This is a genomic window from Rhodococcus sp. BP22 (assembly GCF_014281965.1).
Taxonomy (GTDB): domain Bacteria; phylum Actinomycetota; class Actinomycetes; order Mycobacteriales; family Mycobacteriaceae; genus Rhodococcoides.
This window is the reverse complement of sequence record NZ_JACFTB010000005.1, coordinates 301,541-324,912: the sequence shown is the minus strand read 5'-3', so window position 1 is coordinate 324,912 and position 23,372 is coordinate 301,541. Positions and strand designations below refer to the sequence as shown.

Sequence of the window (23,372 nt, the reverse complement as noted above, 5' to 3'; positions counted from 1 at the left end):
ATGACGTCACCGATGCCCACTCGTCTCGTCTCCTGGGCGGGGCGAGTGGGTTCGATGTTGGCGGTACTATCTGCCGTCGTGCATCTGTTCGGCCTCGCCGGTCACGGAACGGCACAGACCGGCATCATTGCCGTCATGGCCGTCGGGTGTCTGTACTGCGCCAAACATTTATGGTCTCGGCCGCGAACTCGAGATTGGGCGCTCGTCGCAACGATGAGTATCGGTATGATCGCGATTCATCAAAATATGAGCATGCCCGGTGGGCACGCAGGTCATCACGGCGACGGATCTGCCACGCCGTCGGCCATATCGATGCCCATGCCCTCTGCTGCCATCCTCATCGCCTGTGTGGAGGCATTGTTCGCCACGACAGTCCTCTTCGCGACGACGAGTACGACCCCACTTCTTCTGCGCCAGAGCACAGTGCGCACACCTCTCATGACCGCAGGTACGACGCGCCGTTGATGTCGAGGACCGTGCCCGAGGACCACATGGCCTCCGGCGAGGCAAGGTAGACGACACCGGCTGCGACGTCCTCGGGAGTTCCGACACGGCCGAACGGGCTCTGGTCACGGATCGAATCTCCCGTCGGGCCTGCCAGCTTGGTGTGCTGTCGCTCGGTGGCGATGAAGCCAGGCGCCACCGAGGTCACGCTGATCCGATGCGGAGCCAACGCCAACGCCATCGACTGCCCGAACGCATGCAAGGCCGCTTTGCTCGCGCCGTACGCCGGATGCTCGGGCTCGCCCACGAACGCACCCCGCGAGCCCACATTCACGATCGCCCCGGGCGCTTGCCGCTCTATCAGATGATTCGCCACAGCCCAGGTCACGTTGGCCGCACCCAGCAGGTTGACGTCGACCATGGTTCGCCAACTCGATACCCACTCGTCGTACGACGTCTCCGCCACCGAGTGACGGTTGCGCTCCGACGGCGCCACAGCCGCGTTGCACACCAGAACATCCACCGCTCCGCCAACACCCGCAATCGCCTCCGAGACGAGTGCCAGCGCAGCCTGAGGGTCCGCCAGGTCGCCCTGCACGAGCGCATGCCCCTCGCCCGGAAGCTGCCGGAGTGTTTCCTCGGCCTCTTCGCGGCCCGTCCGATAGTGCACGGCGACACGATCGCCTCGCTCGGCGAACGCATGCGCGACGGCGCGTCCGATGCCTCGCGAAGCGCCTGTCACCAACACGCCCCTGGCCGAACGGAATGCAAGGTCTGTCATGACTGAACAGAGTGCCCCCGACACCTGCCTAATTCAACTTCGGCGGTATTGGGACTGCTCCGCTCTCGTTTCCATCTGATCTGGGAAGATCGCCCCTCACCGCATGAGAAGCCGAAGATGCCGCGCGGTGAGATTCAGCCACGGCGATCCGCTGCCGTCGGTTTCAGTCTGCTGAGATCACCCGCTCTTTCAGGAAGTCGATCAACGAGTGGCTTACTACCTCAGGTCGGCCGTTGTTTTGATTCCACGCTGCCGTCACCAGGTCCAAGTGGTTGTAACCGGGCGCGTCCACTCTGGTACTGGCTCCCACCGACGTAGTGCCGAGTGAATCCAAGCCGGCAGCGAAGCCAGTTTCTCCTGCATCGACGTAGATCACCTTCGACCGGGGCGTCACGTCGTACCGTAGATTTACAAAATCGCCAGTGCGATCACCAGTATTGAAGGCGAGGGTTTCCGGTCGGCGGTGGGAAGCGACCGATCCTGCGATTCCCGAGGACCGCAACGTCGAACTTCGGTCGATCCTGATGGCCTGGCGCCGCGACGTTCGCGCGACCGGGGGATCCGACTCGTGACGAGCAGGAGTACAGGCGGCCAAAGTTGCGCTCGGCGAACGGGGCACACGGTGGTGGGAACAGTCAGATTCCGTGCGACGGGCCCGGTGGTCGGCGGACGTCTCGCGACCGGATACGTGATCAGCGACATTCCGCGACCGCGCGGCGACCGGGCAGCTCGATTGCACAATCCTTTTCCTCGTTGCGGACCATGCTCATCAATTGGCGAAAATCGACGTATCGACGACGCCGGTGGGCATCCGTTGCGGATGATCGCCCATCATGGCACTACCCACCTCGAGACCGGTGTCGAAACTCATCGCCGATACCTTGTCGCTTCCCGACCACGATACGAAGCAATAGCGGCCGTCGTTGCTGCGGGTGGACCAGTACGGCTTCTCCCCCAAAGTCACCAGCGGACCAGCAGCAAGCGTATCGCGTGAAACGATGGTCGCGTAGTCCGACATCGTGCCGGCCACGCACATCTGCGTTCCATCCGTATTCATCGAGCTGGCGCCGAAGAATGTGCGGGTCAATTCGATTCACCCCGGCTTCGTTCACAGCCCGATGACCGAAGGCATTCCCGAGGCATTTCTTCAGATCCCACTCGGTCGTGGCGGCAATGCCTCCGAAGTGTCCTCGATGGTCGTCTTCCTGGCCAGCGAAGAATCCTCCTACTCCACCGGGTCCGAGTTCATCGTCGACGGCGGCCTGATGGCAGGCGTTCCACACCGCACCTTCGACTGAGCGCGCCAAGACGACCCGCAGACGTACCACAAAACGGCCGATCGCGACTTCAGGCTACGACGCTCCCCCGGAATTCACCTTTCGCGCAACAGTTATGGGATCACGTGGGCTGGTGGCCGAGCGGGCTTCGCAAAGCCGACAAAAATCGTCTCGGTCAGTGGGACAAGGGGCACTCGCCAGTAGCGTTCACCCCTGAGTATGTGGGATGAATCACATGCATCTGCGCGTGAGCGTGAAGGAAGAGGTAAACGATGGCGTTGCAATCCGACACCGATGTCGAAGAAATCAGGATGATCGAGGCGGCTGCCGCCCCAGCGCGATTCGCCCGAGGGTGGCACTGCCTAGGCCTTCTCAAGGACTTCCAGGACGGAAAACCGCACGAAATCAAGGTTTTCGGTAGCTCGCTGGTGGTATTCCAGTCGGAGTCCGACGGCAAACTCAACGTGCTCGACGCATTTTGCCGACACATGGGCGGCAACCTCGCTCAGGGCACGGTGAAGGGCGATTCCCTCGCTTGTCCATTCCACGACTGGCGCTGGGATGGAAAGGGCAAATGCACCGACATCCCGTACGCCCGCCGTGTGCCACCGCTCGCCCGCACCCGAGGATGGGTCACTCTCGAGCGCAACGGGCAGTTGTATGTCTGGCACGACCCGCAGGGCACCAAGCCGACCGACGAGGTCACCATTCCGGAAATCGAGGGCTACGGCACCGACGAATGGACGGACTGGAGCTGGAACTCGCTGCTGGTCGAGGGTTCACACTGCCGTGAGATCGTGGACAACGTCGTCGATATGGCGCACTTCTTCTACGTGCACTTCGCCTTTCCCCGCTTCTTCAAGAACGTCTTCGAGGGCCACGTCGCCACTCAATACATGAGGTCGACCCCACGTCAGGACATCGAAGTGGGCACCAGCTACGACGATCCGAACTCGACCCTCAGCTCGGACGCGTCCTACTTCGGGCCGTCTTACATGATCGACAAGCTGGTCACCGTCGCCAACGGTATGGAGATAGAAACCGTCCTCATCAACTGCCACTACCCGGTCAGCGACAACGCGTTCGTGCTGCAGTGGGGCACCATCGTCAAGAAGCTCCCCGGGCTCTCCGACGACGAGAACAACGGTATGGCAGCGAAGTTCACCGAGGGGGTCGAGCTCGGTTTCGAACAGGACATCAAGATCTGGAAGAACAAGGCACCGATCGACAATCCGTTGCTGTCCGAGGAAGACGGCCCGGTCTACCAGCTCCGGCGCTGGTACAACCAGTTCTACGTCGATGTCGACGACGTCACCGAGGACATGACCACCCGATTCGAGTTCGAGATCGACACCGACCGGGCCGTCAAGAGCTGGGAGGCGGAGGTCGCCGAGAACATCGCCAACGGCGTTGTTCCACTCCATGCCGACGCCTGATCCACGAGAAGTCGCGTGATGTGCCGAGAAATGAAACCGCTCACCGAAAAGCCCTGCCCTACAAAAGGAAAACTTTCATGACCAACAAGGTTCTCGACAACCTCACCGACATCGCCGATCAGCTTCGCGATCAGGCGACCGAAGCCGAGCGGATCGGCCAACTTCCCACCGAGACTGCGAAGAAGCTCAAGGTAGCCGGCCCTATCAAGATGCTCCAACCCGAGCAATACGGCGGTTTCGAAGCGCATCCCCGTGCATTCGCGGAGACCGTGATGAAGGCGGCATCGCTGGATCCGGCTACCGGGTGGGTCTGCGGCATCGTCGGCGTGCACCCCTGGCAACTGACCTTCGCCGACCCGAAGGTGCAGGAAGAGGTGTGGGGCCGCGATCAGGACACTTGGATCGCCTCGCCTTATGCACCTACTGGTATTGCGAAGCCCGTCGACGGCGGTTACATCTTCAACGGCCGGTGGCAGTTCTCCTCGGGAACCGACCACTGTGACTGGATCTTCCTGGGCGCGATGGAAGGCGACAAGGACGGCAACATGGCATTGCCGCCGCGGATGATGCACATGATCCTGCCACGCAAGGACTACGAGATCGTGGAAGATTCATGGAATGTAGTGGGCCTGAAGGGAACCGGATCCAAAGACATCATCGTCCGAGATGCTTTCGTCCCCGACTACCGTGCGATGGACGGCGATGAGGTCATCAACGGCACCGCCCAGAAGAACGCCGGCATGACCAAGACGCTGTACAAGATGCCATGGTCCACCATGTTCCCGCTCGGCATCTCCTCCGCAGTCGTCGGCATTGCCGAGGGCGCACTGGCCGCGCACCTGGACTACCAGCGGGATCGCGTCGGTGCGCAGGGCACCGCAGTCAAGGATGACCCGTACGTGCTGTTCTCGATCGGCGAGGCGGCGGCGGACATCAACGCCGCGCGCCAGGAGCTACTGGCAAACGTCGACAAAATGTGGGACATCGTCGACTCAGGCAAGGAGGTCTCCTTCGAGGACCGCGCCGCGGGCCGCCGCACTCAGATCCGCGCAGCCTGGCGGGCCGTCACCGCCGTCGACCAGATCTTCGCCCGTTCCGGCGGTAACGCACTGCGGATGAACAACCCGCTGCAGCGGTATTGGCGAGACGCGCACGCCGGACTGGCTCACGCCATCCACGTGCCCAGCACGGTCTACCATGCGTCCGCACTGAGCTCGCTCGGCATCGACCCGGCAGACAACCTCAAGTCCATGATCTGAAACGCGTTCCGTATCGACACTCACACCTCTGAAGGACAAATCATGACTGAAATTCGTCACACGGACATCAAGGGTCTCGGCTACGTCAAGATCCAGACCACCGATCTCGAACGCTGGCGGAAGTTCGCGTTCGAGGTGCTCGGCTTCGCCCAAGGAAAGGGCCCCGACGACAACGCTCTCTACCTACGGATGGATGAGCGCGCCGCTCGCATGGTCATCGTTGCCGGCGACACCGACGAAATCGTCACCATCGGCTGGGAGGTCCGTGACCACGCAGCCCTCGTCCGCGTCCAGGATGCCGTCGAGGCCGCCGGAATCGGCGTAAAACCTCTCTCGCTCGAGGAAGCCGACGCACGCCGGGTCGAGGAAGTCATCACCTTCCAAGATCCGACCGGGGCCACCCTCGAGGTGTTCCACGGCGCAGTGCTCGATCACAGCCCAGTCGTCACGCCGTTCGGAGCCAAGTTCGTCACCGGCTCGCAGGGGCTCGGGCACGTAGTGCTTCCCACGATGGACCTGGACGGCGCGTTCTCGTTCTACACCGACGTGCTGGGTTTCTTGCCCCGCGGCGCGTTCCGTATACCGGCGCCGCCGGAGTTCGGTGCGATGCGAGTCAGGTTCATGGGTGTCAACGAACGACACCACAGCCTGGCCCTATGTCCGTCCCCCCATGGGGGCGCGCCCGGGCTCATCCACATCATGGTCGAGGTGGACACCCTGGACGCGGTCGGACAAGCGTTGGATCGTGTGGTCCAGGACGGATTCTCGGTATCCTCGACCCTCGGCCGCCACACCAACGACAAAATGGTCTCGTTCTATGTGCGCGCCCCTGGCGGCTGGGACATCGAATTCGGTACCGAGGGAATCAAAGTAGACGAGAAGCACTACTCCGCTGAGGAAATTACCGCCGACAGCTACTGGGGCCACGACTGGTCCGGCAGTGAACCACTGGCAGCAATGTAAATACTCGCCTCGCACGCGGCCTCTCCGGAGGCCGCGTGCGAGGCGCATCCAACTACCACACGGCGGAGTGTCCGCTCGGGGCTACGCGAGCGGCGCATCGTTGGGTGAGGGCAGCTTCTTCTGCCGTCGCGCCGGAAGATCAGCTTCCAAGGGCTGATCCGACCAGCGGGAGAGAGTGGACCGAGTTCAGTCTTGGTCGCCTTTATAGGCCTCAACGTGACGCTCGACTTCGCGCCACAGGCCGGGTGGGGACTTCGTGAAGCCGGCCTCGTCGCCGACCTTCACCCGGCTGATTGTGGCCTCCGCCTCGTCGATGTCCTCGATCAACTGCAAAGCCAGTGCGCGCTCCGAGGCGTAGTAGCGTTCGGACCATCGCAGTACGATCCGGGAGTAAGCCCACGCCGGTTCCTCGGCGGCTCCACGCTCATCGGCCGCAGCGCGCCGTTCCATCTTCTCGGCGTACTCGATATGCTCGCGGAGGATATCCTTGAGCCGATCTGGCTTGTTGAGATGCCCAAGCCAGATCCGAAGCATCACACCATGTTTGAGAATAGGCGGATCGATAGGCGCCTCATTGGACCACTTTCGGACCGCGTCGGTCCCAGCCTCGGTGATCTTGTAAAGGCGCCTGCCGCGGACGCCGTTGTCATGCTGCACCCGAGAGGTGACGAAGCCATGCTTCTCGAGCTTCTTCAGCTCCGTATACACCTGACTGAACGAGGGGCTCCAATAAAAGAACTTGATGCTCCAGTCCGCCCACTTCTTGAGGTCGTATCCCGAGAGCTCCTCATCGAATGCGAGCATGCCGAGAACTGCCCAACTGGTAGCGGGCAGGTTGGGTAACTCGGCCTCGGATGCCGATTCGGTCGATGCCACGTCCGCGAGCCTAACAATTTGGACAATCGAGAGAAACAGTGTGAGCCACCGCTGACCGGATGCCGGGTCGTATTCCGCGTCCCGGCATCCGATCCCGGTACAGCCGCTGCTGTTCTTCGAACAGCCTTTCCGCGGTTTCGCCGTTAGATGCGCCCGGCTGCGTCGTGCGCCGCAATGTAGCCGAACACGAGGCCCTGTCCGATCGTTGCCCCGGCCCCTGGGTAAGTGCGACCGAAAGCATTGGCCGCGGTGTTGCCGATAGCGTAAAGGCCCTCGATGACGGTGCCGTCCTCACGAAGGGCGCGTGCGCGCTCGTCAGCCTCGACGCCGCCGCAGGTGCCGAGATCGCTCAGTGTCATCTTGACCGCGTAGAACGGCCCGTTCGTCAACGGACGAAGGTTGGGGTTCGGCACGATGGTGGGATCTCCATAATAGCGGTCGTAGGCGCTTTGCCCGCGCCGGAACTCACTGTCGGTGCCGGTGGCGGCGTCCTCGTTGAACCTCCGGAAGGTCTCCGCGAACGCCTGCTCCGGCAGGCCGACCTTGCGGGCGAGTTCGGCCGGGTCGGAGCCCCGGTGGGCGATACCGGCCTCGTACCACGACTCGGGTAGTGGTTGGCGCGGGAACAGCCCGGCCGCAAAGATGTAACTGTTGCGGTACTTCTGGTCGAACACGATCCACATGGACTCCACCGGATCGGACGCGCGCTCGCGATCGAGTATCCGCTGTCCGAACGACATGTAGTCGACGGACTCGTTGACGAACCGGCGACCAGTGTCGTCGACGATAAATGATCCGGGCAGCGAGCGCTCGGCCAGCAACACCGTCGGCGCGCCCCCGGGGAGGGCCGCGACAGCAGGAAACCACCAGGCCTGATCCATCAGACCGATCGTGGCGCCTGCATCCTGTGCGATCCGGATCGCGTCCCCGGTATTGCCCTCCGCGCCGAGACTCTCGTGGTCGCCGAGTTGCACCGACTGATGCTTGTGCCGCATGTCCATGTCGTGGTCGAAACCGCCGGCAGCCAGCACCACGCCTCGGCGCGCGGTTACCGTGACCTCGCGGCCACCCTGAAGGACGACTGCACCCGTGACGCGATCGCCCTGAGTGGTCAATCGCAGCAGCTCGGTCTCCGTCCACACCGGGATTTCAGCGCGCAGCACACCCGCAAACAGGCCAGCTGCAAGTGCCTGACCGCCTGCCATGTATTCGCGGCGCAGTGCGAGGCCGCCAAGGCCCTGGGCGAGCCGTTTGATAATCCGCGGAAAGGCTTTGGTCGGCACCCTTGCCATCAGGTTCATCCATTTGTAGTCGGCCCCGGTAGTGGGCATGGGAAGCGGCGCCTCCATCAAGCCTGGCCGCAGACGCGACCGCTCGTCGCCGAGAACCGATGCGTTGAACGGCCGGCATTCGCAGGTGCGCCCCACTGCAGATCCACCTGGCAGTTCGGGGTGATAGTCCGCATAGCCCTCGGCCCAGAAGAACTTCATCGGTGTCGAGCGTTGCAGTAGCTCGACCGTGGCGGAGGAGTTGTCGACGAAGGCCTTACCTCGCTCGACCGGAGCCGAACCGTCGACAACAGCGCGCACATAGGTGTGCGCCCGTTCCTGGGAGTCTCCAGCACCGGCGTCTCGCAGAATCGGATTGGCGGGCAGCCAGAAGGCTCCCCCGGACCGCGCCATCGATCCGCCTACGTACTCGGTCTTCTCGACGATCAGAGCAGACAATCCCAGTTCTTTTGCGGTCAGGGCGGCGGCCATACCTGTACCTGATCCGACCACGAGAACGTCGACTGTGATGTCATGAACTGCCGGTGCGGGACGAATGGACATCGTTGTACTCCTTTGTTTTTCGTTCTGCTCTGCACAATAGGTGGGCCTCCTGATCCCGACTGCGCCACTGTCCCACTGCGCGGGAGGGTATGCGTCCGCCGACAGGCGCCAAGCCCTAGCGTCGGCGTCGACGAGGAAGGGGACCCCTACGTCTCGAACGAGAGGCAAGATCGCGAGCGCGCCGATCGCGACGACGGCCCAAACGGTGTCGAGGGTGTTATCCGAGGGAGAGCGGGAGTGACAGGGCAGTGCGCCTCCCGCTGGGCGGGACGAGTGGGCAGCGCGGTGGCTGTGGCATGGCTACTTTCATATCCACTGACCGCATCCACATGTATAGGAGATCAATGGCTTCAGCAGAGGACATCCGTTCGACGGTGTCGAGGTATCTCGACGCAGCCAGAACAAGACCGAACTGCTCACCGTCCGGGTGGCCGGACACTGTGCAGCTTTCCACTTCCGCGTGGTCACCGAGACTGGGGACCAGACAATCACGATCGAACCGATCGACATCATGACTTTCGACGACCAGGCTCGGATCACCAGCATGCGCGCCTTCTGGTCGCAGGACGACGTCAGCTTCAGCTCAGCTGGTTCGTAAAGATTCCATCCTGGCCGTCGGCATTTATGCTCCCGCCCCACACGCGCGACCGGAGACACCTCCGCCGCAGCCAAGCAGGAAACGAGGCAAGTATGCAGAACCTGAGCTGCAAGCACTGCGGAAACCGGGTGCTAGTAGAGAAGTACAGCCCCACCCATACCAGCATCCAGTGGCTGTCGGACGCGGAAACCGCGTGTCCCGAGTTTGCCCAGCAGGCCGCGCTCGGCGTACACAGCAACTACATCCCCACCTGCTCGGCCCTGCGTGATTCCATCGAGCAGGCAGCGCACGAGGGCATTGTCGAGACCGACGCGCCCCGCAGCTACCCGGTGCCCGGTCGCCTGATGTAGGAGATCTGCCGAAGTCGCCTGGACCTCAGGAAACAGTGACTGCGAAGGGGGTCGGGACGGTCAGGACCGCGTCGTGGGTAAATGAGTACGAGAGTTGTTCCGGCCAGCATAATCAACGAGACAGGCCGGGAGATGCGAGGAGTCTGTCGATTGGTTCTCCGCGAGCACTGTCAGCGATGTGTTCTCCGCACTCTCGCGACGTGAACAAGCAGACCGCGCTCGACTGACGGTGACGTGCCGCGGGTCGATGGTTTCGCCCCGCGGCTCGGTGTACGTTCACCGAGCTTCCGTGTGTGACACCCGACACAAAACATGGTAGATAGATGTATGCCTATTAGAAACACACTGCTAGACGCGCTGCGGTGAAGGCCAAAAACGTGGAGGAACCCATGACAACGCCAGTCGCCGCCAGCACTCCTAGCGCCGTCCTCGACCGCGCTTCGCTCGTCCTCGACGCGTTCGAAGGGCCGGGCCGCCTCACCCTCGCCCAGATCGTCCGGCGAACCGGACTGCCGCGTTCCTCGGCCCATCGGATGCTCGAGCGCCTTGTGCATTTGCGATGGCTTCGGCGTCAAGGCCACGATTACGAGCTTGGAATGCGCCTGGTCGAGCTCGGTTCACTTGCAGTGCACCAAGATCGACTACACCGGGCTGCGATTCCCTATCTTCACGATTTGCACCGGGCGACCGGCCATGTGGTTCACCTCGCCATTCTCGACGGAGCCGACGTGGTCTACCTCGAAAAAATCGGCGGTCGCACCGCAGCAGCCATCCCCACCCGGGTCGGCGGACGCTACCCCGCCCACTGCACGGGAGTCGGGAAAGCGATCCTCGGCTTCTCGGCCGAACGTCCACTCGTCACGAGCGGCGCGGCTGCACTGAGCCGAAAAACGAGGTACTCCATCTCGACCAGTGCCCAGCTCAGTTCGGATCTGGCAAAGGTACGCGCGGACGGTATCGCCTACGAGCGAGGGGAGGCACTGCCCGGATTCGGCTGTGTGGCAGCACCGATCGGCAACTTCGGCGAGGTTGTAGCGGCAGTGTCGCTATGCGGACCCCTCCAGCAGATGCAGCTCGACCACCGCCTCGCTGCGCCAGTCCGGATGGCAGCAGTGGGCATTTGGAACAACATCGAAGGCGCCATTCGGGTTCAGCCGACCATGCAGCGAGAGAGCAGGCCATTGCTCGGCACCTCGCCGCCGACCCGACTCCGCGATGCAGGGACGGCGCCGACCCAGAATCTGCATTCCGCATGACACTCGACGTCTCCGATTCACGCCGTCCCGTAGACCTAACTGCCACCGTCCTGATCTCTGCCGGGTACGACCCACTGCGCTCGGAAGGTGATTTTTGTGCCAAAGCTCTTGCCAAGGCTGGTGTTCCGGTGACGGACCGGTGCTACCCGCCTGGACCAACACACTCTCGTCGACCTGCACCGCCTCACGATTCAAACAGCGAATGCCGATAAAGTTCGCGATCTCTGAGGCGGCCGGTCGGCTCAGCTGCGGCGGCCGACCACCGGGTTGAGCTCCGAGGCCGCAAGGCCGCCGGGCTCGACGCCGGGGAGGAACTCGCGCCAGGTGCCGCTGATGAGCGTCGGCGACGACGTCACCCGCGCCCCATCGGCGAAGTAGGTGGTGGCCAGCGCCCGACGCGGCTGCGTGGTCAGGTTGGGGCCCGCGGTGTGGAAGCACAGAGCCGAGTGGAAAGACACGTCGCCCACCGCGAACGGCCCGGACTCCACCGCGACGCCGCGCTCGACGAAGCGTTGGGTGACGGCCTCGTCGTACGAGGTCCCGACCTTGTCGAATTCCAAGTCGGCTACCTCGCCGAGCACCTCGCGGCCGCGGGCGAACGACAGTGGACCCATCCGGCCGGGGATCGCCGACATCGGCATCCAGGCCGTGACCGCCTGAGTGGTCTGCAGCGGGAAGTGCTCGGCGTCGTGGTGCCAGGGCGTTCGGCCGCAGCCGGGCTCCTTGGACAGCGCGTTGTCGTGGTAGAGCCGAACGCCGGGTTCGTCGAGCAGGGTCGCAGCCAGGCCGCCGATCCGGGGCGACAGCGCCACGGCGCGCATCAGATCATCATGTAGCCACATCTGCTCCAGCGCGGTGAACCGGCCGGCGACGTCGTCGCCGTGCTCGGCGCGCAGCAGCCCGTCGAGGTGCTCGGCGAGTCGTCGCACGACCGACGGCGACAGCACGCCGGGCAGCCGCACGAAAGCCTCCCGCGCGAAAGCCTCGACCGATGCCGGGTCGAGGTCGTAGGGCTCGGCCAGCTCGCGCTCGACCTGCTCGTCGGTGGCCGCCGGAGCGTCGGGCAGGCCCGGGCCGTCGACCAACTCGGTGGGCACCTGGTCGTTGGCTGCCAGCGTGACGTACCAGTCCCACCAGTCCTGGTCGTCGCCCGCCCAGTCCTGCTCGATGCCGCCATCGCGGTTCTGCTCGGGGAGCCGGTCGTTGGTCGCCTGATTGTTCAAAGCCACAGCAGGGCCGCCTCGTGGGAGAAGGTGTAGGAGCCGGAGGTGTCGCGACAGGAGGCCAGGTAGTCGCCCAGTACGGGCGCCGCCTCCATCTCCTCCAGCGACACGGAGTCGTCGAAGGCGCAGCGCTGCAAGAAGCCCTCGGCAACTCCCCGATCGGAGGTGCCGGTGGTGTACGTGACGCGTTGGTCGCGCACATCCGCGCCGGCTCGAACCAGCGAGTCACGCACCTGTTCGGCGCTCGTGTACGGCGTCGCCTCGCGCACGCCGGCGCGGAAGGCGTCGTAGAAAGCGAGGTAGTGGGAGGTCGCAGTGGCCTGCGCGACCAGGCCCAGACCGCCGGGGGCCAGTGCGGCCACGAATCGCTCGGCCGCGGCGTCCAGCTCGGCCGGCGGCAGGGCGTAGAGCGCGTGGGTGGCCCACACGACGTCGTAGCCGGTGTGGTCGGCGGGAAGATCCTGCAGTGTCATCACCAGGTCGTTCCTGGCCGAGAACGGCGGGCCCAGCGCGCCGCGCGCCTCGGCAACCGAGAACGCCGACGGATCGAGCAGGTCATAGGCCAGCTCGGGCAGCGCGGAGAGGTCTGTGTATTGGCGCAGTGCGGTGGGGAATTTGCCGCTGCCGCAGGCCACGTCGAGCAGTGACCAGCCGTCGTGGGCGCGGTCGGCGAGTAGACCGGGCCAGTCGGCGGCCAGCGCCAACTGGCGGTAGTCCTCGGTGGCAAGGGCGTAGAACGCCTCCATGCCCGTACGACCCGCCTCGCTCCAGTGCTCGAGACTCCGGTCGGCTGTGTCTCCGCTGCTCACACGAGTCCTCGTCTCTCTCAGTAAGCCGACCGCAACACACCGGGTGGGGCGTCGTGGTTGACTCGGTCTGATGTCCAACGTAGCTCCGACCCCGTCCATCGGCACCGCAGCCGTGCTCCTCGACGACTTGCGCGCCGTACGGCGTGGTGCTGCGGCCCTGGCCGGCCTCGAGCCCGAGGCCTACGCTCGCGACCACGCCGCGTTCGAGCAGCTCTCCGACCAGCGCGGCCTCATCGCCGAGCACCTCGCAGGCCGGCTGGCCGCGATGGGCGACGGACCGGTCTCGGTGCTTTCGGTGGGCTGCGGTGACGGCTCGCTCGACGTCCAGCTCGCCAAGGGCCTGGTGAATGCGGTGCCGGGCCGACCGGTGCGCTACGTCGGCATCGAACCCTGGTCCGGGAGCGCGGGGCTCTTCACCGCTGCGATGGCCTCGCTGGAGGCCGACGAGCTCAGCGTCGACGTGCACGTCGCGTCGTTCAGCGACGCCCCGGTCGATGAGACCTTCGACGTCGTGTTGTTCGTGCACTCGATCTACTACGTCACCGATGTAGAAGAGACCCTGCGTGGCGCCCTGGAACTGCTGCGACCCGGCGGCGAGCTGTGGGTGCTCAACGCACCGCGAGGCGCGCTCAACGCACTGGTCGACGTGCTCGCCCCACCGCTGGAGGGACACCGGCAGTGGTTCAGCGCCGACGTGGAGAAGGCCTTCGTCGACGCCGGCATCGCCCTCGACGAGATTGTCACCCTGGACGCACTGGTCGACCTCGCCTCCGCGAGTGACAGGGTGCTCGACTTCGCGGTGCAGGCTCGGCTGACCCCCGAGCTGCGCGGGCCAATGCGGGCCTATCTCGACGCCGTCTCGGTGCCCGGCGCCGACGGCAGGCCCCGGGTGCCGCACCCGGTCGACGTGTTCAGCACGACCCGCCGCTGACATTCACTCGAAGGATCTGCGCACTACGAGCACTCACGCAGGCGGGGCGAAGAATTCGAGTGCGATGTTGTCCACATCTCGGAACGAGATACCCGAACCGTATCCTGCGTGTTTGATGCCGGAGTGTTCGATCATCAGCTCGTCCAGCCTGTCTCGCCACTGCACCAGCTCCTCCTGGGAGCAACCGAACGCGATGTGATCCAGGCCGACGCGGCGTTCGTCGAACGGCCCCTCAGCCGTCGAACCGTGGTGTGAATGTAGCCCGAACAGCATGCCGTTCGCGAGGGCGAAGACCGAATGATGGAAGGTCCCCGACTCTTCGTCCTCGTCCAGAACCGGGCGGGAATCGAACAGCTTCGAATACCATTCGACGCTCTTCTCGAGGTCCGTCACTGTTATTGCAACGTGGGCCAAGCCTGGAAAACTGGACATTGTCGGTCGACCTTTCGGATGGGCGCTCGCACTACCGTGAACCTAATCGAGATTGTTGTACGGCGAGACGTCATGGACGAAAGCTACCCATTCGGGTAGGTGCGACACAGACCGCGCCTCAGTACCCGGACAGCGCCTCGAATTCGATTGCAGCACAACAACGCAAGATCGAAGAGAAGAATGTCGTTCGGGTTCCGCGCTGCTGGTGTGGTCTATTTTTCTGCGAGACCTATTGCCGCTGCGAGGTATTCACGCGAGTCTCGAAACGTCTGCGCCACGCCGCGTCCCGCGACGGCTCGGTATCGACTGATCTGATCGTCATCGAGAAGATCGAGCGCCGTAGTGGAATCCGCGTGCATCCAACCGCCGTCTCGCACCAATTGGTGGGCGCGTTTACCCTGCAGGGAAGAAATTCCCTCGACTCTGATTCCCTTCGGATCGGTCGACGCTGCGATGTAGTAAGCCTTCTTCCCTGGGTAACCGGCCTTGACCTTCGCGCGCAACCGCAAGACGGCATCGACCGCGTCATCGATGGCAGAGGACTGCTCGTCGGAGCCCGATTCGGCAGCAGAGACTCGCGCAATCTCCGCATCCAGTCCAGCAAGCAAAGTGGCGAGGTACTCGAGATCGCTCATCAACTCATGATGCCTTACGGCAGCGATCTCCTGCACCAGGGGACTGACCCAGGTGGTTGCCGACTGCGCGCCATATATGCACACGAAAAAGGCTCCGACCACACCATCTGGTCAGAGCCTTTTTGCTGGAGCCTCCTAACGGGATTGAACCGTTGACCGCTCGCTTACAAGGCGAGTGCTCTACCGCTGAGCTAAGGAGGCGTTGTGCGCGGAGTCATCATATCCACTCACTAGCCGCTCAGTGACAGCAGGTACCTTGTGCGTGGATCACCCCAGCTATGTAAAGACGGTAATGACTTTCCTGCAAGACGTGACGGCCTCGCTCAGCCGTCTCACCGGCGAGCGTCGCGCCACCATCGACACCCCTACGGCTGCACCTTCACCACTGCGGCCGATCGACCTCACCGACGACGCTGTCGTGGCAGAAGTGCTGGATCTGGCGGTACGCGTCGGTGAGGTACTTCTTGCGTCGGGGACTTCCGCGATGGATACGGCATCTCAGGTGCAGTACATCGCGGCAACCTACGGCCTCGCTCGCTGCGATGTCGATGTCACCTACAACTCCATCACGATCAGCGCTCACCGCGGCCCGACGCGGCCGCCGGCGTCGACGATGCGGATCGTGGAATACCGGTCGATGGATTTCACGCGTCTGGCTGCTGTGGACAACTTGATTCGCGATGTCCGCATCAAGATGGTGACGCCGGCGTTTGCGCGTGAGACGTTGGACGCCATCACCAAGGCTCCGCACCCGTACAACCGTTGGATCGCGACGCTTGCCTGGTCCGGCATGGCAGCAGCGATCAGCGTGTTGGTCGGTGGTGACGCGCTCGTGGCGGTGGTGAGTTTCTTGACGACGATGGTCATCGACCGGATCGGGCGCGTTCTGAACCGGGTCGGTCTGCCGTTCTTTTTCCAGCAGGTGGTCGGCGGGTTCGTCGCGGCGACCCCAGCCATCACGCTGTACAACTTTCAGGATCAGCTGAATATCACGATTTCGCCGTCGTTGGTCATCGCGGCGGGAGTGACGGTATTGCTGTCAGGATTGTCGTTGGTGGGTTCGGTGCAGGACGCTATTACCGGCGCACCGATCACTGCATCGGCGCGATTCTTCGAAGTGCTGATGATGACGGGCGGGATCATCGCCGGTGTTGCGACGTCGTTGAAGATCGCCGCGATTGTCGGAAGCGATCTGCCGCTGATCACCAACAACCCGCCCCCAGGCATCGACGAGTTGCCGACGAAGGTGCTGGCGGGCGCTGCAGCCTCGTTGTTCTATGCGCTGGCCTGCTACGCGGAGCGTCGTGCGTTGACGGCTGCGTTCCTCGGCGGCTTCGCCGGTGCCCTGGTCTACCTGCTCATTCAGACGCTGTCCACCGGGCCGATCATCGCGTCGGCGTTCGCGGCGACCGTCGTCGGTTTCGCCGGTGGTCTGATGGCACGTCGCGCGCTGATTCCGCCGTTGATCGTCGCGGTCGCCGGTATCACACCGCTGTTGCCTGGTCTGTCGCTGTACCGAGGCCTCTACGCACTGCTCAACGACCAACTGCTGCTCGGCATCAGTGCATTGCTCGCAGCGTTCGGTATCGGTTGTGGTCTCGCTGCTGGGGTCACGCTCGGCGAGTGGGGTGCGCGTACGTTGCGTCGTCCACGCATCTTGGCTCGCACCGAAGAACTGCTACGTCCTACTCTTCGACGCAGAGAAGAACCGCGTCGCCCGGTTGTTCGTCGGCGACGCGGTCCTGTGGAGCTCAAGAAAAAGAAGAAGGTCTAAGCCTCGGGGGTTCCCTCTGCGGACTGACGTGCAGCTGCGTCGGCCTCCATTGCTTCACGGAGGCTGCGGGGACGCATGTCCGTCCAGTTCTTCTCCACGTACTCCAAGCATGCTGCACGGGTGTCTTCACCGAAGACGACCTTCCAGCCCTGCGGTACATCGGAGAATGTGGGCCACAACGAGTGCTGGTCTTCGTCGTTGACCAGCACGAAGAAGCGTCCGTCTTCGTCATCGAATGGATTGGTACTCATCTCGCCTCACTCGTCGCAAACGTATTGTTATCGGCAGTCTTCAATGTGAAGTGCCCCCGACCCTAGCAACGCACAGTATCGCACTCGAGTGCCGACGCTGGAGGTCAGCTTCGAAGAAACTCCAGCACGGCGCTGTTGATCGCCTCTGGCCGCTCCAAATATCCGAAGTGCCCGACGTCGGGAATCTCGACATATTGGGCGTCGGGGATCGCCTTCGCCAGCTCCGCGCTCAGGTACGGGGGGATCATCCGGTCGTGCTCGAAACCGACCGACAAACAGGGCACCGAGATCTTTCCGTAGGCGGCACCTCTGTCGAAGTTCTCGTCCATCCCCAGCTGAGCCCGCACACCGGGTGATGTGGGAGCCGTCGAGAATTCGAACAGGTCGAGCCAGTCGCGCGCCGATCGGGAGTCGGCGAGTGTGGTCGGCGACAGATTCATCACGGCCGTGATCGCCGCGGCGTACTTCGGCGGCAAGGCGGTCTTGGCGTCGGCGAGTTCGCGTTCACCTTCGCCGAGTGTCTTCTGAAACTCGTCGAGACGGGCATGTCCGGCGAGGAATACCGCTTTGCGGACCAGCTCGGGTCGCGTCAGCGCCAGTTCCTGCGCGACGCGTGAGCCCATCGAGGTACCGACGACATATGCCTTCTCGTCACCCTCACGAATCAGTTCGATGAGTCCGGCGGTGTCGGCTACGAGATCGTCGATTTTCATGCCCTGCGTACTCTCCGACGATGGCGCTATCCCACGATTGTCGAAATAGCAGACGCGGTAGCCGGCTTTGACGAATTCGGGAACCTGGTGCAGGTCCCACACTCGTCCCGGGCTACCGGTGCCCATGATGAGAACGACCAAATCGCCAGAACCTTTGACCTGGTAATTCAGCGAAATCCCGTTCACGGTTGCGATCGGCATGTAACTCCTTTGCTCGTCTGCGGCTGGAAGAGAGCTTACGACCGAGCCCGCGAAGTGGTCGACCGGCGGGTTTCCGGCTTCACTCGGTCGGGTAGTCCGCCATGGTTGCGCGTTCGGCATGTAGATCGCTGTCGGGCGTATTCCACCGGGGAGTAGAAGCGAGGGGTACTGCAGTGAGCAATGAGAACGCATCCGAGGAAGCCCGCAAAGGCCTGTTCGACGCGGTGAAAGGCAAGGCCAAGGAGGTTGTCGGGGCAGTGACCGGCAACGATTCCCTCACTACCGAAGGGCAACTTCAAAGCGCGCAGGCCCGCGAACGCGCAGAAGCGAACGCCACCGAGATGGCCGCCCAGGCGCAATCCGAAGAAGCTGCCGAAGACCTCGCTGCAGTGCGAAATACCGCCGAGCAGCAGCGCGATGCAGCCAGCGCGAGCGCCGAGTCCTCGGCAGAGAGCGCTCGTAGAGTCCAGCAGGCACAGCACGTCGCGGCCGAGAAGGAAAAGCATCAGACCGTCCGGGACGAGGTTGCCGACGCCGAGGTCGACGCCCGCGCCGAACAGATCGAGGCGCTTGCAGAGGGCCAGGTCGACGCCGCAGCCGCGACACAGGACGAACTGAAGGCCGTGCAGGAGCATGGCGAAGAAGTGGCCGAGGCCGATGCCGCCCGGGCGGCAGCAGACCGCGCTCGACGCAACGCCGAATCATTGCGCAAAAACATCAACCCGTGAACAGGAGCAGTCCTTCCATGAACGTACTCAGCATCCCGCTGTCCATTCTCAGATTTCAGTACAAGATCGTCCGAATCCCGTTGCACCTGTTCGAAACATCCGTCGTGCAGACGTGGAGCACCGACGCCCCCGCTCGAATTGCGTACGAGCGCACTGTCGGATCGCTCGACAAGGCCGTCGGCAGTGTGCTCGGCGACAAAGATGTCGAGCAACGTGGCGAAGCTCAGGTCCACCTCAGCGAAGAGTTGGCCAAGGCCCGCAAGCTCGAAGCCGACGCCGACGCGACCCAGGCAGTCGCCGACCAGAAGCTGAGGGCCTCTCGCGAAGCAGCCGAGAAGGAACGCAAGGCTGCTGCCCTGGCCGCAGACGATGCTGCACGCAAGGCACGTGAGCAGGCCGAACAGCGCAAGCAGCAGGCTGCTCAGGAAGCCGAAGCGAAAGCTGCCGCAGAGAAAAAGCGCGCCGACGAGGTGGCCGAGGAACGGGCAGCGCAAGCCCGCAACGCGGAGAAGAAGCAGCGTGAGCAGATCGCCAAGTCCGAGAAGGCCGCGGCCGCACCCGCAGAGTCCGAGCTGGCGGACGCCGCTGAAAGCAAAGAAGAGGCCGAGGACAAGAAGGCAGAAGCCGCTCGTATCGAAAAGCTGTTCCTCGCAGAGAAGAACAGCTGAGCAAGCCGATCGAAAGACCGAAAGCGTCCCTCCGGGGGCGCTTTCGGTGTTTCAGCCCCCTATCGCCCCTGCCAGGCCGACCACAGTTCCGCGTAACGCCCACCTGCCGCGACGAGTTCGGCGTGTGGCCCCTGTTCGAGAATTTTGCCGTGTTCGAGGACCACGACGCGATCGGCGGCGGCGGCCTGGGTAAGCCGGTGTGCCACAACGAGTGTGCTGCGTCCGCGGGTTGCTGCTGCCGCTGCTGCCTCCAGGTCTCGGGCGCCGGCGCTCCCGGCCTCGGCGGTCGCTTCGTCGAGCACGGCGACGGCGGGGTCGGCGAGGACGAGCCGTGCAAGTGCCAGCTGTTGTGATTGGGCGGAGGTCAACACGTGTCCACCTTCTCCGACAACGGTATCCATGCCGCTGTCGAGGGTGTCGACCCATCGGGTGGCGCCGACGGTGTCGAGTGCTGCGTGGACGTCCGCTCGGCTCGCGTCCGGTGCTGCGAGTAGTAGATCCTCTATCAGTGGACCCGCGAACACGTGTACTTCTTGGCTGACGATCGCGATATGTCTGCGCAGCCCTTTCTCGCCCAGTTCGGCGAGTGTCGCGCCGCCGATCCGTACGGTGCCGGAGGTCGAGTCGATGGAGCCCGCTGCGATTGCTGCGATCGTCGACTTGCCCGCACCGGTGGATCCGACGAGTGCGACGGTCTCCCCCGCACCGACGGTCAGGTCGATTCCGTGCAGAACTTCGTGGCCGGTGTCGTACGAGTGTCGGAGATCGGTGATCTGCAGCGTTCCGTCGACCGGGACGGCACCTGTCCCAGGCGACCGCTCGTCGGGAATGTCGATGACGCCGACCAGTCGCGCGAGGCTGGCGCCCGCCGATTGCACGTCGTCGAAGGAGAACATGAGCATGCCGATCGGGTTGAACAGCCGGTGAAACAGCAGGGCAGCTGCGGTCACCTGGCCGACGGTCACGTGATCGTCCTGGACCAGCAGGAATCCGGCGGCCAGAATCACCGACAGTCCGACGAATTCGGCCCGGTTGCTGCGCGAACCGAAGCGTGTGAAGAGTCGGAACACGTCGATGCCGATGTCTCGAGCCTTGCCCGACGCTTTGTCGATCTCGGCCAGGTGGGTGTCTTCGAGTCCGTAGGCGCGAACGGTGCGTGCGCCCTGCATGCTGCTGATGAGTGCTTGGGATCGCTCGCCCATGGCGACGCGCTCGGCGGCGTAGAGGGGTGCCGATTTCGGCAGGTACCAGCGCAGGGCCAGCACGTACATCGGGATGGCGACCATGCCTGCGAGCCCGAGACGCCAGTCCAGGCTCAGCATCGCGACCACGCTCAGTGATACGAGGAGAATCGCGGAGACGATGTTGGGGATGACTTCACCGATCGACTTCGCCATGACTGCGACGTCGTCGCCGACACGGGAAAGCAAGTCTCCCTTGCCGACTCGTTCGAGTGTGCCGATCGGCAGATGCAGTGCGCGTCGGAGTACCCGTTCGCGCAGCGTAGCGAGAGTCCGCTCTCCCAGCTTGCTGATCATGTAGGTGCTCAGTGCAGTGAAGATGCCTCCGATCACGGCAGCCGTGGTGATGACGACCACCACGCTCACGATCGTCGACGTCGGGGCACCTTCGGTGACGCGGTCGACGAGTACGCCGAAGACGTAGACGGGGATGAGCGACATGGCCGCCGAGACGGCACTGATCGCGAGGGTGAGGAGAGCAAGTCCCCGTTGGGCGCGTATTTCGCTCGACAGGTAAACCCAGGACCGCTTACCCGTCGCGATGGGGAGAAGTTCCGGTGTGGTCATCGCAGGACCGCCCCCTTGTAGCGTTCGTCGGTGACGGCGAGGTGGTGATGCGTTCCCTCGGCGACGACACGTCCGCCGTCGACGAGTACGACTCGATCCGTCACTGCGAGAAGGGCGGGACTGGTCGTGATGAGGATGGTGGTCTGGGCACGGTCGCCGCTATGACGCAGTTTCTTGATCCCGGCGGCAATGGCGTGTTCGGTGACGGCGTCCACCGCCGTGGTCGGGTCGTGTAGGACGAGCACCGGGGCGGACACCGACAATGCCCGGGCCAATGCGACACGTTGACGCTGACCGCCAGACAGGCTGGCCCCGCGATCGGTGACTGCGTGGTCGAGGCCACGCTCGTGCATTGCGACGACGTCGGTAGCGGCGGACGCGGCGAGTATTCGGTCGAGTTCATGGTCCTCGCGGGCGCGCCCGGCGGAGACGTTCGTTCGCACGGTGCCCGCGAACAGGTCGGTGTTGTGCGGTTCCACCAGAACTGTTCGACGCGCGTCGGCCAGTCCGAGTTCACCGATTCCGAGGCCACCGATGGTCACTGTGCCGAGGTAGTCGTCATCGCAGATCTGTCCGGACAGCACTGCAGCCAATGCCTCGCCGTCCTGTGGCCGCAGTGCCACCACACCGAGAAGTTCCCCGGGGGCGGCCGAAAGATCGAAGCCGTCGAGAGACCGGTATGCGATGCCCGCGGCTGCGATGTCGGTGGCCGGCGGTGCCCCGGAACCACCCTCTGACAGAACGTAATCCGCGCCGAGCACCAAGGCCAGGCGATCGGCGGAGCCTCGCACGACTGCAGCGACACCCGGTAGGCGCGACATCGTGGTCAGCGGTTCGATGATGAACTGCGACAGTCCGACCACCGTGATGAGTTCACCTACCGAGATTCGCCCCTGTAGCGCGAACAGTCCTGCTGCACCGGCAATTCCGACGGACAGCAGTGCACTGACCGTCGTCGAGAATCCGAGGTAGATACTGTTGGCTTTGGCCATCTTCATCGTCGCGCTCAATGCGGTGCGGCTCGAGGCGAAGAATCGAGCCGATGCTGCGTCCTCGGCGCCGATACCTCGTAGTGGACGCACCCCGCCCACCAGGTCGGTAGCCATGCCGGACACTCGTGCAACCTCTGCTTGTTGCGCCGTCGCGGCTTTGGTCAGCAGTGGAGCGGCACGCTGCAACCCGAACATGATGACCGGGGTGGCGATGACGACCGCCAACCCCAACGGAATGTCGATGATCAGCAACGCAATTGCGCTGACAAGGGTGGCGGTGATCGCCGCGGCAGTGCGCGCGATGACATCGAGAATCCACGAGGTCTTCTCGGCGTCGGAGGTGGAAACGGACAGCAGTTCGCCGGACACGAGGTCGGTGCGCACGCCTCGGGGGTGGAGCACCCGGCCTGCGACCTCGACACGCATCATGTGCGCCTCACGTTCGATCGCGACCACGATGATGCGGGCGCCGAAACGAAACGCATACGACAGAACCACGAACAGTCCAGCCAGAGCCAGCAGCGAGACGATCATCGCGGTTCCGTCACCGGTGCCGATGGCACGGCCGACGATCAGACCGATCGCGATCGGAACCATCGTCTCGCAGAACTGATGCACGCAGAGGAACACGGTGGAGATGATCATCCGTGTGCGCTGGCGTCGCACACTCCGGCGAAGAATCGCTGTACCGGTCGAAGGAGGGTTTGTAGTCGTCGACACACCCATCACGTCGCCGAGAAAGAAAAGTGCATTGATCGACCCTAATCCATGCCCCGATAGGGCCCAGGTCACTTCGACGAGCACTGCGCTCGTTCAGAGGAAGTGGCGAGAGGGCGACCAGTTCTCATAGAGTTGGTGCCGCCGCGAAAGAAACTTTCGTGGGCACCAACCTGTCGAGTACGCCAGCAACCACTACGGAGACGATCATGGCCGCCAATACGACCACGGACAAAGACATCGCCGACGACGAGATCGTCCCTTTGGCCGACGAGACCGCCAGCCAGGCGCAGCGCGTCGTCGCTGCCTACGCGCTCGACGCAGACGAGTGCCGCATGCTGTTTGCGATGCTGGGCATCGAACCGGCGGCAAAACCCGAGTGATCGCACGCACCAGCAATCACACTCCCTGAACGATG

24 protein-coding genes, 1 tRNA gene and 3 pseudogenes are annotated in these 23,372 nt (G+C 63.6%); 14 read left to right on the top strand and 14 right to left on the bottom strand.

Annotated features, from left to right (window positions below; genetic code table 11):
- Positions 1-465 carry a hypothetical protein gene (locus H2510_RS13305; RefSeq protein ID WP_186628768.1) on the top strand — a complete coding sequence of 155 codons (465 nt, stop codon included), beginning with the start codon at positions 1-3 and terminating at the stop codon, positions 463-465.
- Here the strand turns inward: H2510_RS13305 and H2510_RS13300 are convergent.
- Together H2510_RS13300 and H2510_RS13295 are read right to left on the bottom strand one after the other, a co-directional pair.
- Positions 437-1,225: an SDR family NAD(P)-dependent oxidoreductase gene (locus H2510_RS13300; protein WP_186628767.1), complete on the bottom strand. Its 789-nt coding sequence runs from the start codon at positions 1,223-1,225 to the stop codon at positions 437-439. The two genes, H2510_RS13305 and H2510_RS13300, sit on opposite strands and share 29 nt — an antisense overlap.
- A gap of 163 nt (positions 1,226-1,388) precedes the next feature.
- Complete coding sequence (locus H2510_RS13295) at positions 1,389-1,619, bottom strand: hypothetical protein (protein WP_186628924.1); 231 nt, start codon at positions 1,617-1,619, stop codon at positions 1,389-1,391.
- A 28-nt stretch (positions 1,620-1,647) separates the two neighbouring features.
- Between H2510_RS13295 and H2510_RS13290 the strand changes: the two are divergent.
- Positions 1,648-1,917: pseudogene (locus tag H2510_RS13290) on the top strand (hypothetical protein).
- Between the two features lie 77 nt (positions 1,918-1,994).
- On the opposite strand, the gene H2510_RS13285 reads toward H2510_RS13290, so the two are convergent.
- Positions 1,995-2,255 (bottom strand): hypothetical protein, encoded by a 261-nt coding sequence (locus H2510_RS13285; protein ID WP_186628766.1) that lies wholly within the window; start codon positions 2,253-2,255, stop codon positions 1,995-1,997.
- Between the two features lie 16 nt (positions 2,256-2,271).
- Here H2510_RS13285 and H2510_RS13280 point away from each other — a divergent pair.
- From H2510_RS13280 to bphC, 4 genes and pseudogenes are all read left to right on the top strand, one after another.
- Positions 2,272-2,523, top strand: a pseudogene (locus H2510_RS13280) (SDR family NAD(P)-dependent oxidoreductase); the annotation flags it as partial.
- A 251-nt stretch (positions 2,524-2,774) separates the two neighbouring features.
- Complete coding sequence (locus H2510_RS13275; RefSeq protein ID WP_186628765.1) at positions 2,775-3,938, top strand: Rieske 2Fe-2S domain-containing protein; 1,164 nt, start codon at positions 2,775-2,777, stop codon at positions 3,936-3,938.
- A 77-nt stretch (positions 3,939-4,015) separates the two neighbouring features.
- A complete protein-coding gene (locus tag H2510_RS13270) occupies positions 4,016-5,197 on the top strand; it encodes an acyl-CoA dehydrogenase family protein (RefSeq protein WP_186628764.1) in 1,182 nt (393 codons plus the stop codon).
- Positions 5,198-5,239: 42 nt separating this feature from the next.
- On the top strand, positions 5,240-6,160 hold the full coding sequence (bphC, locus tag H2510_RS13265; protein WP_186628763.1) for a biphenyl-2,3-diol 1,2-dioxygenase: 921 nt from the start codon (positions 5,240-5,242) through the stop codon (positions 6,158-6,160).
- A gap of 186 nt (positions 6,161-6,346) precedes the next feature.
- On the opposite strand, the gene H2510_RS13260 is transcribed toward bphC, so the two are convergent.
- A complete protein-coding gene (locus H2510_RS13260; protein ID WP_397517358.1) occupies positions 6,347-7,036 on the bottom strand; it encodes a PadR family transcriptional regulator in 690 nt (229 codons plus the stop codon).
- Positions 7,037-7,179: 143 nt separating this feature from the next.
- Positions 7,180-8,868: a 3-ketosteroid-delta-1-dehydrogenase gene (locus H2510_RS13255; RefSeq protein ID WP_186628762.1), complete on the bottom strand. Its 1,689-nt coding sequence runs from the start codon at positions 8,866-8,868 to the stop codon at positions 7,180-7,182.
- A gap of 394 nt (positions 8,869-9,262) precedes the next feature.
- Here H2510_RS13255 and H2510_RS21215 point away from each other — a divergent pair.
- From H2510_RS21215 to H2510_RS13245, 3 genes and pseudogenes are all read left to right on the top strand, one after another.
- Positions 9,263-9,466, top strand: a pseudogene (locus tag H2510_RS21215) (steroid delta-isomerase); the annotation flags it as partial.
- Positions 9,467-9,558: 92 nt separating this feature from the next.
- On the top strand, positions 9,559-9,816 hold the full coding sequence (locus tag H2510_RS13250) for a hypothetical protein (RefSeq protein ID WP_186628761.1): 258 nt from the start codon (positions 9,559-9,561) through the stop codon (positions 9,814-9,816).
- Positions 9,817-10,205: 389 nt separating this feature from the next.
- Positions 10,206-11,072 carry an IclR family transcriptional regulator gene (locus tag H2510_RS13245; protein WP_186628760.1) on the top strand — a complete coding sequence of 289 codons (867 nt, stop codon included), beginning with the start codon at positions 10,206-10,208 and terminating at the stop codon, positions 11,070-11,072.
- 242 nt (positions 11,073-11,314) lie between these two features.
- On the opposite strand, the gene H2510_RS13240 is transcribed toward H2510_RS13245, so the two are convergent.
- Both H2510_RS13240 and H2510_RS13235 read right to left on the bottom strand, forming a co-directional pair.
- Complete coding sequence (locus H2510_RS13240) at positions 11,315-12,301, bottom strand: phytanoyl-CoA dioxygenase family protein (RefSeq protein ID WP_186628759.1); 987 nt, start codon at positions 12,299-12,301, stop codon at positions 11,315-11,317.
- Positions 12,292-13,041, bottom strand: coding sequence for a bifunctional 2-polyprenyl-6-hydroxyphenol methylase/3-demethylubiquinol 3-O-methyltransferase UbiG (locus tag H2510_RS13235; protein WP_186628758.1), 750 nt, complete (start codon positions 13,039-13,041; stop codon positions 12,292-12,294). The genes H2510_RS13240 and H2510_RS13235 overlap by 10 nt, the downstream gene beginning before the upstream one ends.
- Before the next feature lie 133 nt (positions 13,042-13,174).
- On the opposite strand from H2510_RS13235, the gene H2510_RS13230 reads away from it, so the two are divergent.
- Complete coding sequence (locus tag H2510_RS13230) at positions 13,175-14,035, top strand: bifunctional 2-polyprenyl-6-hydroxyphenol methylase/3-demethylubiquinol 3-O-methyltransferase UbiG (RefSeq protein ID WP_186628757.1); 861 nt, start codon at positions 13,175-13,177, stop codon at positions 14,033-14,035.
- A 33-nt stretch (positions 14,036-14,068) separates the two neighbouring features.
- Here the strand turns inward: H2510_RS13230 and H2510_RS13225 are convergent, their stop codons facing one another.
- From H2510_RS13225 to H2510_RS13215, 3 genes are all read right to left on the bottom strand, one after another.
- On the bottom strand, positions 14,069-14,467 hold the full coding sequence (locus tag H2510_RS13225; RefSeq protein WP_186628756.1) for a VOC family protein: 399 nt from the start codon (positions 14,465-14,467) through the stop codon (positions 14,069-14,071).
- A 212-nt stretch (positions 14,468-14,679) separates the two neighbouring features.
- Positions 14,680-15,102: a phosphate acetyltransferase gene (locus H2510_RS13220; protein WP_186628755.1), complete on the bottom strand. Its 423-nt coding sequence runs from the start codon at positions 15,100-15,102 to the stop codon at positions 14,680-14,682.
- 126 nt (positions 15,103-15,228) lie between these two features.
- Positions 15,229-15,303 (bottom strand) — tRNA-Thr (locus H2510_RS13215).
- A 91-nt stretch (positions 15,304-15,394) separates the two neighbouring features.
- On the opposite strand from H2510_RS13215, the gene H2510_RS13210 reads away from it, so the two are divergent.
- Entirely contained in the window at positions 15,395-16,876 is a 1,482-nt protein-coding gene (locus tag H2510_RS13210) for a threonine/serine exporter ThrE family protein (RefSeq protein WP_186628754.1), read from the top strand.
- Here the strand turns inward: H2510_RS13210 and H2510_RS13205 are convergent.
- Positions 16,873-17,127 carry an MbtH family protein gene (locus H2510_RS13205; protein ID WP_084347229.1) on the bottom strand — a complete coding sequence of 85 codons (255 nt, stop codon included), beginning with the start codon at positions 17,125-17,127 and terminating at the stop codon, positions 16,873-16,875. The two genes, H2510_RS13210 and H2510_RS13205, sit on opposite strands and share 4 nt — an antisense overlap.
- A 104-nt stretch (positions 17,128-17,231) precedes the next feature.
- A complete protein-coding gene (locus H2510_RS13200) occupies positions 17,232-18,041 on the bottom strand; it encodes an alpha/beta fold hydrolase (protein WP_186628753.1) in 810 nt (269 codons plus the stop codon).
- Positions 18,042-18,214: 173 nt separating this feature from the next.
- On the opposite strand from H2510_RS13200, the gene H2510_RS13195 reads away from it, so the two are divergent.
- Positions 18,215-18,769 carry a CsbD family protein gene (locus tag H2510_RS13195; protein WP_186628752.1) on the top strand — a complete coding sequence of 185 codons (555 nt, stop codon included), beginning with the start codon at positions 18,215-18,217 and terminating at the stop codon, positions 18,767-18,769.
- A gap of 17 nt (positions 18,770-18,786) precedes the next feature.
- Positions 18,787-19,437 (top strand): hypothetical protein, encoded by a 651-nt coding sequence (locus H2510_RS13190; protein ID WP_186628751.1) that lies wholly within the window; start codon positions 18,787-18,789, stop codon positions 19,435-19,437.
- A gap of 59 nt (positions 19,438-19,496) precedes the next feature.
- Here H2510_RS13190 and H2510_RS13185 read toward each other — a convergent pair whose 3' ends face one another.
- Positions 19,497-21,245, bottom strand: coding sequence for an ABC transporter ATP-binding protein (locus tag H2510_RS13185; RefSeq protein WP_186628750.1), 1,749 nt, complete (start codon positions 21,243-21,245; stop codon positions 19,497-19,499).
- On the bottom strand, positions 21,242-22,882 hold the full coding sequence (locus tag H2510_RS13180; RefSeq protein WP_186628749.1) for an ABC transporter ATP-binding protein: 1,641 nt from the start codon (positions 22,880-22,882) through the stop codon (positions 21,242-21,244). Before H2510_RS13180 ends, H2510_RS13185 begins: the two co-directional genes overlap by 4 nt.
- Positions 22,883-23,115: 233 nt before the next feature.
- Here H2510_RS13180 and H2510_RS13175 point away from each other — a divergent pair, with 233 nt between their 5' ends.
- Positions 23,116-23,337, top strand: coding sequence for a hypothetical protein (locus H2510_RS13175; RefSeq protein WP_186628923.1), 222 nt, complete (start codon positions 23,116-23,118; stop codon positions 23,335-23,337).
- The last annotated feature ends 35 nt before the right edge of the window (positions 23,338-23,372 follow it).